Source organism: Rosenbergiella australiborealis, from assembly GCF_018494035.1.
GTDB classification, from domain to species: domain Bacteria; phylum Pseudomonadota; class Gammaproteobacteria; order Enterobacterales; family Enterobacteriaceae; genus Rosenbergiella; species Rosenbergiella australiborealis.
The window spans coordinates 1-15,605 of sequence record NZ_JABBFO010000005.1; the positions used below are offsets into that span (position 1 = coordinate 1).

Genomic DNA, 15,605 nt, shown 5'->3' on the forward strand with positions numbered 1-15,605 from the left:
CGCAGACAGGGTGTTCTTAAGCGTATCTGTCAGACTCATGATTTTGACTCCATGGGATAACCTGCAGTCCATGACTTTCTTGCCGACGGGCAAGTCACAGGTTTAATCAGGGGTACTCAGCGAGTACGAAAAAGCGTGATTACGGCTCCAGCTTCGAGGGTGCAGTCGAGGGTTTTCATCAGCAAAACGGTTATTTCAAAATTATTCATGCCGTATTCGCCGTCGCCACTAATGGGGATAAAGCGCTTAACGAATGCGTAAAAACACGTCTCCGGAAGAAACAGCACTCCCACCACCACTAGAGTTAAAAAGATAAAAACCTTCATGGCGTTATACCGAAGCACTATTCAGAAACTTCAATTGAGCCATAAGGCCTTAAAATTTCGCGGTCGGTCAAAGGAAAGTTATATACTTGAGTATCATTAACGCCTATTCCGACAACAAAATTCCGGGGTTTATCTTGGTTGTTTGCTGAATGAAGCACGAATTCAACAATATATTTATTACCATTCATAAAATGGTAGTAAGACGGTGGAATGCACAATGCACCATCAACAATCTTAAGGTCTGGTGAGAAGTTGAATTCTTTCTCTTTAGGCGGAGTACCCCGAAGATTGATACCCATGTCTGCAGGCTGATAATCTCGAGCATCATGAATACTCATACAAACGTCATTACCTTTCCTGCTTACTTGCGCAGTTTCATCCAGGCTCATTCTGTCACCAGGGCCCGGGCAGCCAGTCAGGGCTACCGACGACATGCCTAATGCAACGATAAAGATAATTTTTTGAAAATGATTTACGCTCACCATGGGAAACCTCTCAGAGAATTTTTATACCCTTCACGTATTGCCGCCTCAGAAATGTCGCCATCAAGCGTAATGTCGGGGTACTTTTTATTTTCAAGGTGCCACCAGATTTCATAGCCAAATGTCTGTAAAATAAAATTATCAGCAATAATCTGTGCCTGCTGCTCCATCGGATAGTCACTCAGCAGGCGACCATCAAGCGTATAGCGATAACTAACAAGCCAGCTAACAAGACCTCGTCCAATAACATTCATCCCTTTTTCACGCTGCCAGACATGGCTCATTTCGTGTATAAACAGATGCTGAAGCGAATACAGTGATTGTGAAAAATCATCCCGGTAGTGATTGATGAAGTAGATTTCACCATTAGGCGTCATTGCCGTATTCGCATCCTGCGCATTAAATGGCAGATAACTGCCATGATGCATTTTTACCTTCTCATAATCGACCCGGTTACCGAATACCGTTCTAGCTAAAGCGATTTCCCCAGAGGTCAGTTTTCTGACGGAATCGTCGCCGTGATTCTTGCTGTCCTTCTTTTTCTTCTTCCCTGCATCATGAAGGGTCATTCTCTGCCTCCGAATTAGCGTTCAGCCGCGCCTGAAAATTCAAGCCCAATCCCTTCTTCGACATTCCAGCTAAGCGTCAGGGTGTGTGGTTTTTGTTTTGCGGCCATATGGGTCAGCAACTGGTGGCTCAGCACTGGTAGGATTTGCTGATTGAGTAGGCTGTCGACGTTGCGAGCCCCGGTATCCGGCAACAGGCAGGCCGAGGTCAAGGGTACGCAGAGTGAAGCCGCGCCTTCCATCGCACGGGCGCAGTAAGGGTTAAGACGTCGCAACAGGATGGCTGGATTTTCCATAAAGTTCTCTCTTTGTCGGCTCCTGGACACGCTACCGCCCATCGCTGTTTCCCAGGATGGGGACCAAAGCGCATTAGGTCGGGCTGGCAGTTCGTGGGTTTCTTTGCTCAACGCCCGTACGGGCAGACGTTCAGCAAAGACAAAAAAAGCGGGTAGCGGGGACTGTCCGCTTATGACTTAGGCGGTAGCTCGTTCGTTCCAGGAATCGGAATGAATGATGTTGCCGTCTTTGTAGGTCCAGGTGATTTTTTCGTAACGTAACTCAATTTCTTCAAGGTGATTGTGCTTCTCGAAAGAAGGATCCTTGACGTCGTGCATCACCGGGTTCACTTTCACCACTTTCACGTTCTCGAGTTTAGTGTTGAAGTATTCAACTTCTTGGCCCGCGTCGTTAATTTTGTACCATTTGAATTCAGCAGACTTCAGGGTCTGACCAGTGGTTACAGCCTTGTACAGGTACGGGCTGGAGGAATCGATTTCCTTGGTGAACAGGAACGGGGTGTGGATACGAGTACCGGTCAGCTTGCCGGTGTTATTGTCGGTCGGGATGTACAGGTTATGCTCCTGCGCGACAACCTCCATGCTGCCTTCACGGTCCTGAACGTCCACAGACCCTTTAATGTCCGCGCCACCGTCGTCTTTCAGCCAAAGATAAACAGGAATTGCCATAGAATTACTCTCCATTGTGCTGTGATGCGTCATCATCCTGCGATGACGCCGGGTCTTTGCCCGGTATCTGACAGGCGTTGGCCTGCGGTACCAGACTAATTTCGACACGACGGTTGAGCGCGCGCCCATTCGGGGTGTCGTTGGTTGCGATCGGACGGCTGTCGCCATATCCTTGCACCGCAAAACAGCTTTCTGGTACGTCACCGGTGTCACGCATCCAGTCGCGTACCGCTGCGGCACGCTCAAGCGACAGCGTCTGGTTCAGCTGTGCTGTACCGGTATTATCGGTGTGGCCGGCGACCACAATCAGCCAACCCGGCTTCGCCTTAACGCCAACCAGCGAATTCACCAGCATTTTGGTGGACCCGGCTTTCAGCGCCGATTTGCCCGAATCGAACAGCGACATACTGTCGAGACGAATGGTTTTCGGACCCTGGATGATTTTCTTGATGGCCGGTGGCGGAGGAGCCCAGTCGCTGACGGCGGCCTCAACAGGTGGAAGCAGGCGAAACCCCTGATACAGCCCCAGGCGATAACGCAGTGGCTCTCCGCGACGCTGCCAGTCATCCAGCAATGCACCATCGGCTCTGAGGCGCTGTTGCGCATGCAGTTTCGGGGCAACAGGTTTACCTGTCAGCTGGTGATATAACGCAAGGTGATCGCCAACATTACGAATAAGACGCTGGTTATTAATCCAGGACGCCAGCATAGCCAGCGCGAGGAAAATCCCGCCCAGCAACCCGGCGTAACGCCAGAACACCCTTCTGCGGCTGACACCACATCGGCGCGGCAACGCCGGCAGTTCTCCCTGGCGTACCGACAACAGGTCATTCACCGCACAGCTCTGCCAAGCAAGCAGACTGTCCAGCCACAGGCCCTGACTCAGACGCGAAAGACGCCCGTCTGAGCCGGTCTCCCGGGTCCACTCCGTCAGTGACACATTTCCCTGACCAAGCTGATACACCTGAATACCGCTTCGCTGGCTGACCGTGGTAAACCAGAGGGGCTCTGCCTCTGCGCAGGCCACAGGAGGCGATACCCAGGTCACGGTCCACAGCGGGGGAAGCGTGCCAAATGCCGCACGGCACTGGACAACGGCCCGCTGCCACCCCCGAAGATTCTGAGTAAAATCATCGCCGGAGGTGTGCTGTTCAGGTACCACCGCCAGCATGACGGATATTTGCGACACCAAGGCCGGGCGCATCAGGCTTAGGTGCTGTGCCAGGATTGGTAGCTGTTCCGTATCCTTCACCCACAGATACCAGCCCTGCCGGGTTTCCCGGTGACGGGAACCGGACACAAACAGCGGGGCGTTATCGCCACAAACGAGGATCACCGCCCCCTGAAAATCTTCCGGCGGCAGGTTTTCATCCACAATATCCCGGACAGCGGTCGCCCGCACCTGCGAAGCTCGACGCTGACGCCAGAACATCACGCCTGATACCAGAATAACCAGCAGGCTGGGTGCCACACGGCTGTCTGTGGACAGTGGCCAGAATCCCAGGATGAGCCACAGCGCCAGTATGGTACCTAGGGCAGTTAACAGACTTCGGTACACATCCCGCATCGCTTACCTCGGCCTGACGGTCTGGCTTACCAGGTCAGTAAGCGAAGACGAAAGGAAGAACCAGAGTGCCACCAGGGCAACGGCGGCCACAATCCAACTCAGCCAGTACCCGCGATGACCGCTGCGCAGGCGTGATGCCCGGGCAACAATAGGAGCGTCCTGTGCAAGCGTAAAGGCCGGCACCCGCTCCGCGAGTGCGCGAACAATATCTTCCCGACGCTCATCATCCTGGGCGCGATACTGACCGACGAACCCCAGCTGCAGGGTCCGGTACATGCAGGTCAGGACGGCTGAGTCAGGGGCGGTTTCCTTCAGCAGGTTACGGATCCGTTCCCACAGCTCCTCACCGGCATTGAGGGTGCCAAAGAGGTGTGCCTGCAGCGGGTCACGACGCCAGGTCAGGTAACCATCATCGGTGGTTCCCCGGTTCATCACGCTCTCATCAAGCAGAGCACACAGGGCATACACCATGTGGTCACGACTGATGTCGCTGTAACCTGCCTCCGTGAGCGCCGCTTTTGCCTCCTGCACCAGACGGCAGGCCCGGCGATAGAGCCCTTCCCCGTCACGGACTTCCTGACCGCCCCGCAGCTGGCTGGCCATCAGCCAGCCGGGGTAGAAAATACGCTCAATTTGACTCATTTCTGATGTATTCATGTGCGCAGCACCGCAAAGAGTTCAAGTTTCACCTCCCCCAGTGAGCGCGGGGTGTAGAAGGTGCAGCTTCCCATCTCAAGCATTGCGCGAGCCGCCTCAGTACTCAGATCCAGCGAGAAATACTGGTTCTCAAGGCGCAACGGAATTGCTGCCGGAACATGGCTGACAGGTTTGAGGGTGATCCCACTCAGGGCCACATTCACCACATTGGACACATCTTCAAAGCTGCCCGCTTTACACAACTGCGGGAATTTCGTCTGAAGCTCATGATTCGGCATGGAAGAGCGTACCGAGAGCCAGAAGTCTGCCCCTTCGCGCAGACGCGCATCGTGCAGGGCTCCTTTCCAGATTTGGTCGTGATGCTCCAGTTGAATACTGACCACGCGTGATGGCAGGCTTGCTTCCAGTAGTTTGTCCAGCAGCGTCAGCAACGGTGGGAATACTCGCTCCGGCACATCGTGCTGATAAGCCGGAATGTCCCCAGCGTCATGCTCCAGTGAGAAGGTCAGCAGGCTACCGGCCAGACGGGTCAGTTCGCGGTATAGCAGTTCCGGGTGACGCTCCGGTGTCTGCAGCAGTTCCGTCAGCACCGGCTCGACGCTGTTCAGGGCATTGAGCAGCCAGAACAGGGAGATATCCGCGACCGCAAAGTCGGCCATCCGCTCATTGCTTTCACGGCGCATGGCCATCAGGCGACGGCGGCGGGCCTGCAGACGCACCAGCAGGTCCCCCAGTTCGGTGGTCAGCAACGGGCTGGCAGAAACAGATAGCATCGGCGGGATAAAGGCCGGGTCACGGCTCCACTGCCCCTGCGCATTACGCACCAGACGCGCCACCGGACAGGTCAGGTATGCCGTGTTTTCCTGGCTGGACAGACGCAGGGTCAGCGCATGACGCAGGATCGCAAGATCCCCGCTTTCATTACCGGCCAGCTCCTGCACCACCACACGCTCCGCTTTCCAGCGATGCGGGCGCCCACAGTCCTGACCGTTATCGAGGTTGCCACCGCTGGCGCTCAGCAGCGGCAGCGCGACAACCACGTCAACAACCTCGCTGCCCGCAGCCATAGACAAATCACAGACAGGAGGAAGTGTGTCTGCCAAGTCTGTATCAACAAGGGTCCCGTCCTGAAAGCGCACCACCAGACGGGTAGCGTTCAGGCGCGAGAGCGCCAGCGAGGCATCATCAAACTCTGCCGCCACCACGCCCCAGGGATGAGAAATCCCCATCCGGGCGACCATATCGGCAACGTGCTCACTCCAGCGGGCCTGCTGCTGGAACTGTTGCGGAGCCAGAGCGGCCCCATCCTCCCAAAGTGGGCGGTAAATTTTCATCCCTGATTTTCCTCGCCTTACGACTTGGCTTTTGGCATCTGAGAAACCAGTGACAGGTTAACGTCCATGCCTTCCACCTGAAAGTGCGGCACCGCATAGAGTTTCACGCGGAAGAAGCCCGGATTGTCTTCGATATCTTCCACCACCACTTTCGCATCGCGCAGCGGGTGAGAGGCCTGCAGTTCGTCGCCCGGGTCGGTCATTTCGGTCACCAGACCACGTACCCAAGTGTTCAGCTCCAGCTCCAGCAGACGACGGTCTTTGGTTGTGCCGATATTTTCACGCTGAATCAGCTTCAGGTAATGCGCAATACGCGACAGCAGGAAAATGTACGGCAGACGGGCATTGATGCGGCTGTTAGCCGTTGTATCTGCGCTGTCATACAACGCAGGCTTCTGCGTCGAATTCGCCGAGAAGAAGCAAGCATAATCGCGGTTCTTGTAGTAGGACAGCGGGATAAAGCCCAGATTGGCAAACTCGAATTCGCGGGTTTCAGGGATCATTACTTCTGACGGGATCTTTACCTGATTACCGGTACCCAGATCGTACAGATGAATAGGCAGGTCTTGCACGGCACCACCGGCCTGCGGGCCACGAATTTGTACACACCAGCCGTTGTTGATGAAGCTGCGCACCATGTTAGAAGCAAACGCAAACGAAGCGTTGGTCCATAGGTATTTGTTGTGATCCGGGCCTTTAACTTCTTCCACATAATTGAAGCTGCGTACGGGTACGGTATCCGGACCATACGGCAGGCGACCCAGTACACGCGGCATCACCAGACCGATATAACGAGCATCATCCGTCTCGCGGAAGGATTTCCACTTGATGTACTCGGCACGGTCGAAGTAGTTGCCAATATCCTTGATGGCCGCCACTTCCTCCATCGAATCTTTGAGGAAAAATTTCGGGCCAGTCGATCCAATAAACGGCATATGCGCGGCGGCAGATACTTTTGAAATATTGCGCAGGAGCGCGATATCCTACGCAGACGCATCAAATTCGTAAGCGGAAATCAGCGCAGCGATCGGCTCTCCCCCCAGTGTGTCATACTCATCAATATACGTATGTTTATACAGTCCACTCTGGATGATTTCCGGACTGTCTTCAAAGTCCTGACGTAGGTCTTCTTTGGACATATCCAGCAGTTCGACGCGCACGTTCTGGCGGAAATCGGTTTTGTCGACTAGGGATTTTACGCCACGCCACAGGCTCTCTACCGCCTGGAATTCTTCGCTATGCATTACCGCATCCAGCTGACGGCTAATCTGCCAATCCAGTTCCGCGATATGGTGGTCAATCAGGTTTTTGTCGAGTTTTTCAACGGTTGAGCCCGATTTTTTCAGACACTCTAGGAATACCTGCATCCCAGCGGTTAATCGTTCATCCGCAGTCGCTTCCGACATCGCCTGTGCGTCCTGCCAGATGTCCAGCGCACTCAGCTCGGACACCGGGTTCAGATTAATTTTTTCAAACAGGGACGCATAAACCCCATCCGCAGCAGGACGTTCCAGTACCACGCTTTCGGCACTCGTCCCATTCTCATTTTTTACCGACATCAGCATCTTCCTTTTTAATCCGTTAAATCATGGTGACCGTTATGGCTGTTTCGGGGCTAGGGTAGAAAGCTCGGCTCTGAGTTTTGCACTCAACGTCGGGTCGAGCAGAATTTTTTCCAGCTCCTTACGGAAAGTCTGATTGTCCAGCAGGTTCGCTTTTAAATCGCGAAGCAGGTTACGCATGGAAAGCATAGCCTTCAGTTGGGGGATTTGACGGGAAACCTGCTCAGGGGTGAAATCCTTCATGCTTCGGAAGGTCAGATCGATGGTGTCTTCGCTGCCGTCATCAGTCAGTGTGTTTTTAACGGTTAGATTGAGTTTTGGGGAGTATTCGGACAGCACAGAATCAACATTATTTTTATTCAAATCCACTTTTTTGCGCTCAGATAGGGGGACAGACTCTTGGCCATTACTGAAGTCGCCTGCTATGAGCAATTTCAGGGGGAGTTCCGTTTTCTTGCTCGTTCCTCCTGTATGCAGGTCAAGTTTTAGATTAATACGTGCCTTTGGCACTTCATTCTGGAAACTATCAGCCATCTCATCATCCCTCGGTTTATCGCTGCGCGCACTTTCAGACTAAAGTGATTTTCACACGAAAACAGAATAATGATCGACTTAAGATCAAACAAACCAAACTTTAAATTGTAAAAATGTAATCTATAAGAATTTTACACTAAAATTGTAATGGATGATTGCACTCTAATGACAGTAAAATGAACTGCCATTAGCTAACAAAACAAATATTTATATTGCTGTAGTAAAAATGAACGGATAATTGTTAACGAAAAGATCTTGAATTGATTTACATCAATATCAGGGGAGGTGAAATGCCCATGTTTTTTGAAGATAGGGTTTTAGATCAGAAATAGATAAAAGGGGTGGAAAGTTATAGTTTTGCTTTATGTGGGAAACACAGCAGTAACCATAAGGAAGCGTCAGGAACATAATCGGTTTTATGCCCGGACAGAGAGCGTTTCATTTGCTGTCAGGACTGTAATGCCAGCCGGTCAGTGCCGATTTTATGACCAGCAGTGCATTCGTATCGCTGTATTCTCAGTTAGACCTTCACTGCCCTATTCCCCGTCACTGATCACCTCATTGACCCAGCCCTGCGATTTAAGCTGTTCAATTGCCTACGTCAGCCGGTACAAATCCGACTGCGTAGACACCGGCCGCGAGCACGAAGACCAGAGATATTCCAGACGACTGAATAAACTCGCGGCAAGACCTTCCTAACGCCCCAGTACTTCGAGCCATTAGGATGAACAAGCAAAAACATGTTACCGCTATCGGCAAGTTTATAAGGTTTTTCATCCGGTTTAGCTGCACGGGTTTTAGCGTCAGTGAGCGCCATTAGCGGTATCTCCTGATAGACAAGGGGTATATATTTTATCGAATCAGACTATATCCTCAGTTGTACCCTCGCAAGGGACTTGATGCAGGTTGAAGTTAATTGAGTTGGGTGGAGTTAAGGGATTGTAGAAGCGTTGATTTTGGCGGGCTTAGAATGCAAAAACGGACCTCTGTGGAGGTCCGTTAATATGAATTTGGTGCCCGAACTCGCACCCGTAAAATATATTAAGAATATAATTATATTGATATTTTTTCATATAACTCTCTTTTGTACCATTAAATATACCATCATATTATTATATTAATCGAGAAAAAAGCCAATTAAAAACAATTGGTTGTTGTCATTATCTTGTAACTATGTGACTTTAAATTATTTTTTATGACAACATCATATTTTATTTGTGTTTTTATTTCTTGCATAATAAACAATTAGTTATGGAAACAAAATATTTTCTTTTATTGTTTGTGAATGTTTTCAAAAAAATAATCCTGAAGGGCACTACAAACCATTTTGCTTATTTTTAGTGTATTTACCATTTAAAACATTAAACGCCTCAGAATCGCATACAAAGCGTTTTAGGGCTATATATGAAAAAAATAACTGACAGTAAATAAAAGACTAGGTTTTTATCTGGCCTTTTTTATTGATGTCTTTTTCTAATTGATCATGGTGTTAAAAATATTTTTTATTTTTTATTGACAGGTTATATATAGAGATCTATAAACAATAAAGATACAAAAAAAGCCAACTTATTAAAGTTGACTTTTTAAGGACTAAAAAATTTCGACGACTTTTTTAAGTCTTGTAATTAGTTAGAGGATTAACGTGATTACAAGTATAATAAAGCATTAAATAATCCTTTCATATTTGTCAAATCTAAATCTCAACTTTTTACAAGTATTTTAAATACCATTTCCAGAATCCTTTTAGTTCTCAAAAGCAATAACGTTAAACCTGTGTATCAGGTCTAAGAGTCTTTGGATATCATGTGTTAAAGACTGTTTTATTCTTAGGTTATTGTAGGTGGCATATAAACGGGGGGAAGTCGGTAGCCACCAACTTGAAGCGTTCATCTAAAATCTATTAAGCGGTAGTGTAATTTTCTTTAGTAAAACGAGAAAATGCTTTAAATCATCATGATGTATCCGTAGGAGTCCGATGGGGTATCCCAGCGTCGGAAACGTGCTGGAACTCAATAGCTACGGTGAGAATCGCCAACCTGCGAACCTAATAAAAAATATTACAATAGTATTTTTTTGCGGGGGATTAAGCTTGCAGAAAAACTAAGTTTTCCTGACGGAAAACTACTACGACTGAAAGTCGCCATCTAAAACCCCAGAACCTAAGCTGATAAAATTCTAGTACTATTAGTACAAAAAATAAATAAAAGAACATGAAAAACCAGAACTGGGAAATATAAAATAGTAAGGTGACATTTCATGAGACACCGATAAAAAATAAGTTAAACTAGAACTGTAAAGAATAGAAAAATCCCGCCACAATGATTTCTTAAAAAGAAAATAAATATAGATTTTTATCCTGCTATATTTTTTATTGAAAAAATCAGCAAGAGAATAAAATTTCTCGCTTTTCTTTTTAGCCATTGACTCTATGACGTGTAGCGTCATTAAATAATAGCTTAACGCTCTATGTGGAGTGATGTTAGTAAAATAAAAGTCAAATCTTCTTACCGCTACTTATAATCTTTACCATTTATAATCATTAAAGTAATAGCTATACTCATTATAATAATAAGCATAATCAAGCATTGCACATTCAATATTAAGATCAGGATATTTGAAACCCCAATCGAAAAACTCGGATACGTCATTTTCTCTTAATGATTACTGTAAGCATTAAAGATCAAACGCAGCATTGTATATGACAATATTTTTATAATCTAAAAAAATAGTTGTTAGCTCATCCATATAGAAGGATAACTCTTTTTCATCCTTAAGCATCTCCACAGACATATGATGAATAGCTTCAGCGGTAGGTGTTATTTTTTCCTCTTTAGGTTTTATCTTGTGACTGAACAAAACAGAATCTTCATTATTAATTATTGCGAGCTCTATTACTTCACCATATAGATCAGTTTTTTATGTATATAAAATAATACATCCTTCATCCAATATTTTTTATACTTTTCAGATATCTCATTTATATTTAATGTGTCTATCATTTTGATCGTCCGCTTTTGGTTTATGTTTAGGTTCTTGTGATAGCATCTTTTTATGCTCCTGTTCAGCTTTAAGCATCATTTCTTTTTTGCTGTTCAGCTCAATACCGCTTTTATTTACATCATCAAAAAACTTCTTCAGCTTCGTATATTCATCTTCCTTGCGTTCTTCTGGTATAGGTTGGATATCATCCTCAACTGAATAATCATTATCTAAATTTCTAGCAAAACAACCGCCTTTGCCACCACCTATTTTGTCTGCCTTTTCTATCTTCTTTATTCTTTTATTTATTTTCTTACCAATAGATTTTTTCTTGTACTCGTTATACATTATTTTAATGTTTAATATTAACTTACCAAAAGTACTATATTTGAGATCTATTATCTCTCCCACTTTATCAGCAGTTTTTAAAACTGCTTCTGGGGCGGGGTGTGTTTTTTTCAATAGTAGTTTTTTTTGGATTTTTATTTTATTTTTTTAGGAGTAAAGTTATTTAAAACTATCTCTTGTGGTAAAGACAAAACACTCCTTTTAGTCTCTTCAGCAATAATGAGCTGCAGATCTCTTCTGTCTTGTTGTACTTCACGTAAAGCCTTGCCTTCTTCTGTATCTAACTTACTACGCCAAATATGCTGTATTGCTGGTCTGTCAAGACTTACAGCACGGGATAAAGCTTCTGCTTTTGCTTCCACAGTGGTAGCCATTTCAAATTGTTCGATAGCTTCATCACGTTGCGCTGATAGTGTTCTGTGGTCAATCCTGACCTGATGATCAAGCTTTGCCAGATGAGTATTAGCAGTATCAGCCCAGCCTTTCCTCAACCCTTCAAGAAAATCATCATCGTTCCACGTTCTGCCTATAACGTTCTTTTTTGCAAACTCTAATTCTGATTTATCAACTTCTCTTGTAGTGCTCATCAAATGGGCATGAAAATTATTAATATCATCTATATGAATGGCGTAGTTTACAATCCTACCTTTGCTTGTCATATGGCTTTTAATGTAATCTTCAATCAATTTTTAATTTTTTTCTGGTGTTAGCTTATTTGGTAAAGCAATAATAAAAGACCGCGCCAAACGACTATTGGATCTATTTTCCTTTTTTTCAACTTCACTCCATAAATAAGACAGGTCAGAGAATTTTTCATCTGCCTTATCTGGAAGGATAACACCAGATTTATATACATCTTCGTTGCGATGACCATAACGCCATTTTGAGCCATCACGGCTATTATCAAGATCAATACGGTTAATATATTCCGCATGAGTCACAGCATTATTTAAAAATTTTGTTCTTACTACAACCTACATTGAAAAAAATATATATCCATATGAGCAATCCTTTTTTCTTTTAATTTTGACTTTTGTTTTTGCCTTTAACCTCGTAGAGACCACTACAAACTTGCGAAGAAAAGTTTGTGTAAGTGGGCATTGATTTTTATTTTTATCCTCTCTTTAGATTGGCTTAAAATAAGAAATGTCGCTTTACTTATATTTATTTAATAACAGAAATTAAGCCTTTTGACAAATGAGTGAAAATATATTACTGAATATTCATAAAACAAAAATAATGAGCTAACGATGTTTATCATAAGTGCAATAATAATGTGTTTTTTATTTTTTTTATATTCTGGGTCGGTGCTTCATACATTGAAAAGAAAAATCATAGTGATGATATAAAGGTAGCTGGGTATCATTTTGATAAAATGACCAAACAGGCTATTGCTAATGCCAGAAAGAAGGGGGTTTAAAGTATGAGTAAAAAGATAGATAAAATAGAAAACAGAGTTCTGTATCATCAACAATAGCTTGCACAACTAAAAGCAAAGAAGAAAGAATAAATCAGCAAAAGCAAAGATGCTGAAAGAAGAAAAAAAGAGCAAGAGTTCTTATTGAAATGGGCACTAATATTTGTAAAGTGCTTGGTATAAAATATTTAGAAATAGATGAGCATTTACCTTCTGTTATTGGTTATTTATATTTAAAAAAACAAAACTTAAAAAATAATATATATGCTGATAGAGGTAATGAACTTTTAGACAACTGGAAAAATGGCGGCGACAGAAACGAGTAAAACTTGCTTTTACTCGTTTCTGGTGTCTATATATTAAATAATTATAATATATACTTTTTCTGAGGTGGTCGATAAAATATTCAAAATATCATGCACTAAAACAAAAATAAAATAGGCATTGTGATTGTGTTTATATAGAATTATTTTGTCTATATTTTGTATGAAACTTATTCGGTTTTATACAAGAAGTACTTTATAACTCAGTGGGATGATATCGGGCCGGATGGCCCTAATAGGTCGTAGGTTCTTATCATCTCACATAGAAAAAGAATTTACACTCTTACTATGTTATATTATTACTGCATTTAAAAAATTTATTGCAGCGATACTTGATGAAAACTCTGCTTTTATATGGTCATCATTCATATAAACAACATATATTAAAAAATTATTGAATGCCAAATATCCTGTGGCGGAATTTTGTGTATTATAACTAGTAATAAAATCTTTTGCGTCGTTTAAACTATTAAATTCATAGTTATTTCCATAGAGTGGAGTTATAATTAATTTTTTCAAAGATTTACTTATTTTTCCTTCCAGTACATTAATAAAAGTGGATATACTATCTCTATTTGAATCAATAATTATTCTTTTAATGGTGAGAAGCTGCTCTTGGCTTATATTTTCAATTGCAGAAACCTTTTGGCTAAGAAGAACTTCAGAAGTGCTCTCATCAAAAGACATGTCAATGCCAGATTGAGAAAAAGCAGACACTATCTTTATATAAGGGATATATAACACATGAAAACCACAATTTGCCAGTTGCTTTAGTGAGGGTTCAGTAAACTCTCCAGCAAGTATAGCGCCTTTAAAAGGACATTCGATATAATATTTATCAGCAATTGGTAGAATAGCTCCTTGAATTTCCTGAGCTTTATTTTTGGAGTGTTTAGTGTATCTTCTCCACGCGGATTCAATGAATGCTACGGGTCTTCCTAATTGTGTAGATGATCCACCATATTCAAAAACGATATCCAAGTCATGAGTGCTTCCATAAGAGTCGGCCCAAGTTATTTTTTTACCCTTCCTTCCTTCTCGTGGTTGCCCAACAACATCCAAATACATGTTATGTCTATCTGCAACCCCCTGAAGTAGAGGGATGAAAATGCTTTCAAGCATATTGCCTAAAAGCTGTCCTAACTTATGTGATGGGGATGTAGCCATTTTTTATCCTTTTATCCAAAGCCTACCTTCATGCAAAGGTACCGTATGTGTTCTATTTTTCCACTTAACGTTTCTATCTCTCAGTTTCTCAAAACTATACTCAGAGAAGCCAGCTGCAAGAGCTAAATCTCCTAACCATCGTTCTGCTGGAACATGAATTCCGTAAGGTGCTGAATCACCAATAACAAAGCAGATCTTTGACCCTTTATCCATATTATTTCGTAAATTTACCCATGTCTGCGCTAAGTCTAAAAAATATGCAGCAATCATAGTATGGTATGTTTTTTTTCCACCTTTTGTGTGACGAATAACATCTAATTGCTTGGTGACGTCCGCTATTTCATCTTTAATTGGGGATAATAATGGATTGCTAATGTATTCATCTAAGTCAATCTTATCGGCAGCAGAGTGTTGAGAACAAGATCTCATAAGAGATGGTCTTACAACTTCTTTCAGGTCTCCCCAGCCATTAATTTCTCCCCAAAACATCATTTCTAATCGCGTAGCATCAGCATAATCGTAATTGTTTGGATATGGTGGTGATGATATGAGCAAATTACATTTTTCAGTTAGAAATGGACGTCTTACATCCTGATGTTCTATTTTAGAACAACTTTCCCATCCAGAAGAAACGGCATGCAACATATCAGACTTCATTAGTTCAAGCTTTCCTGAGAAAGCCTCGAAGGGATCAAGAACTTTTGATTTAGATTTATTTGGCAATACATATTGCCATTGTGCAGTGCCTACGTGACTACAAGCTCGAAGGATCGATGTAATATTTAATCGAATTAGCTCCCAAACTGGTTCTGTAGTCGATAATTTTTCATAGGCTCTTTTCAAACGGTCCAGTTTTTCAAATGATTCAAGCGAATAACATTTTCCAAGAAGGTTATCATTTTTATATCTATCAATTTTAGTGTCCGATTTAATAGACATCGCATAATTAAGAGTTGCTTTTCCTGCTTCATCAAAGTCTAGGATACTTGTATCCCATAACTGTTTTGCTTTAGCGATCCTTGCAATAAAAGGATGTCCTTCAAATCCATAAGACTTAACTTTTAATGAGTCAGCAGATATATTTGTGGTTCCTGAACCTGTAAACGGTTCAAGTACTATAGCTTTATTACCGGTTTCTTCTTGGTATTTTAAAATCTCAGAATTGACCCACTCAGCAGAAAAACCTGCTGAGTATCGAAACCAACGATGAACAGGCAGTTTCATATTATCTGTGAATGTTCCAGAGCGTGCTGTTTTTTTGAGCATAGTAATTTACCAATCTAAACCAATATATCAAGTGCCTTTGATTGTACCTCAAAAGTACTTGGCTTTTAATGAAGTATTAAAATATAATAAAAACAAACCCTTACATTTTTAA

General features: G+C 43.9%; 12 protein-coding genes and 4 pseudogenes. 1 reads left to right on the forward strand and 15 read right to left on the reverse strand.

Annotation, left to right across the window (positions count from 1 at the left end; all coding sequences use genetic code 11):
- Positions 1–116 precede the first annotated feature (116 nt).
- The 13 genes and pseudogenes from HGT73_RS06700 to HGT73_RS06760 all read right to left on the reverse strand — a co-directional run bounded on the left by HGT73_RS06700 (position 117) and on the right by HGT73_RS06760 (position 12,261).
- A complete protein-coding gene (locus HGT73_RS06700; protein ID WP_214212950.1) occupies positions 117–326 on the reverse strand; it encodes a hypothetical protein in 210 nt (69 codons plus the stop codon).
- Positions 327–343: 17 nt separating this feature from the next.
- On the reverse strand, positions 344–811 hold the full coding sequence (locus tag HGT73_RS06705; RefSeq protein ID WP_244968486.1) for a putative T6SS immunity periplasmic lipoprotein: 468 nt from the start codon (positions 809–811) through the stop codon (positions 344–346).
- Entirely contained in the window at positions 805–1,377 is a 573-nt protein-coding gene (locus tag HGT73_RS06710; protein ID WP_214212952.1) for a type IV secretion protein Rhs, read from the reverse strand. The genes HGT73_RS06705 and HGT73_RS06710 overlap by 7 nt, the downstream gene beginning before the upstream one ends.
- Before the next feature lie 14 nt (positions 1,378–1,391).
- Positions 1,392–1,601 (reverse strand): annotated as a pseudogene (locus HGT73_RS06715) (hypothetical protein); the annotation flags it as partial.
- Between the two features lie 246 nt (positions 1,602–1,847).
- Positions 1,848–2,339, reverse strand: coding sequence for a type VI secretion system effector Hcp (hcp, locus tag HGT73_RS06720; RefSeq protein ID WP_214212954.1), 492 nt, complete (start codon positions 2,337–2,339; stop codon positions 1,848–1,850).
- 4 nt (positions 2,340–2,343) lie between these two features.
- A complete protein-coding gene (locus HGT73_RS06725; protein ID WP_214212957.1) occupies positions 2,344–3,906 on the reverse strand; it encodes an OmpA family protein in 1,563 nt (520 codons plus the stop codon).
- Positions 3,907–3,909: 3 nt separating this feature from the next.
- On the reverse strand, positions 3,910–4,563 hold the full coding sequence (tssL, locus tag HGT73_RS06730) for a type VI secretion system protein TssL, short form (RefSeq protein WP_214212959.1): 654 nt from the start codon (positions 4,561–4,563) through the stop codon (positions 3,910–3,912).
- Positions 4,560–5,897 (reverse strand): type VI secretion system baseplate subunit TssK, encoded by a 1,338-nt coding sequence (tssK, locus tag HGT73_RS06735; protein ID WP_214212961.1) that lies wholly within the window; start codon positions 5,895–5,897, stop codon positions 4,560–4,562. Before tssK ends, tssL begins: the two co-directional genes overlap by 4 nt.
- A gap of 17 nt (positions 5,898–5,914) precedes the next feature.
- Positions 5,915–7,462: pseudogene (tssC, locus tag HGT73_RS06740) on the reverse strand (type VI secretion system contractile sheath large subunit).
- 33 nt (positions 7,463–7,495) lie between these two features.
- On the reverse strand, positions 7,496–7,993 hold the full coding sequence (tssB, locus tag HGT73_RS06745; protein ID WP_214212963.1) for a type VI secretion system contractile sheath small subunit: 498 nt from the start codon (positions 7,991–7,993) through the stop codon (positions 7,496–7,498).
- A 694-nt stretch (positions 7,994–8,687) separates the two neighbouring features.
- Positions 8,688–8,810, reverse strand: a pseudogene (locus tag HGT73_RS06750) (Arm DNA-binding domain-containing protein); the annotation flags it as partial.
- Positions 8,811–10,966: 2,156 nt separating this feature from the next.
- Positions 10,967–11,434 (reverse strand): hypothetical protein, encoded by a 468-nt coding sequence (locus HGT73_RS06755; RefSeq protein ID WP_214212965.1) that lies wholly within the window; start codon positions 11,432–11,434, stop codon positions 10,967–10,969.
- 20 nt (positions 11,435–11,454) lie between these two features.
- Positions 11,455–12,261: pseudogene (locus HGT73_RS06760) on the reverse strand (MobA/MobL family protein).
- 625 nt (positions 12,262–12,886) lie between these two features.
- On the opposite strand from HGT73_RS06760, the gene HGT73_RS06770 reads away from it, so the two are divergent.
- Positions 12,887–13,063, forward strand: a complete 177-nt coding sequence (locus HGT73_RS06770) for a hypothetical protein (RefSeq protein WP_214212971.1) — start codon at positions 12,887–12,889, stop codon at positions 13,061–13,063.
- 288 nt (positions 13,064–13,351) lie between these two features.
- Here the strand turns inward: HGT73_RS06770 and HGT73_RS06775 are convergent, their stop codons facing one another.
- Together HGT73_RS06775 and HGT73_RS06780 are read right to left on the reverse strand one after the other, a co-directional pair.
- Positions 13,352–14,227, reverse strand: coding sequence for a hypothetical protein (locus HGT73_RS06775; protein ID WP_214212973.1), 876 nt, complete (start codon positions 14,225–14,227; stop codon positions 13,352–13,354).
- A gap of 3 nt (positions 14,228–14,230) precedes the next feature.
- A complete protein-coding gene (locus HGT73_RS06780) occupies positions 14,231–15,493 on the reverse strand; it encodes a hypothetical protein (protein ID WP_214212975.1) in 1,263 nt (420 codons plus the stop codon).
- Positions 15,494–15,605: the final 112 nt, after the last annotated feature.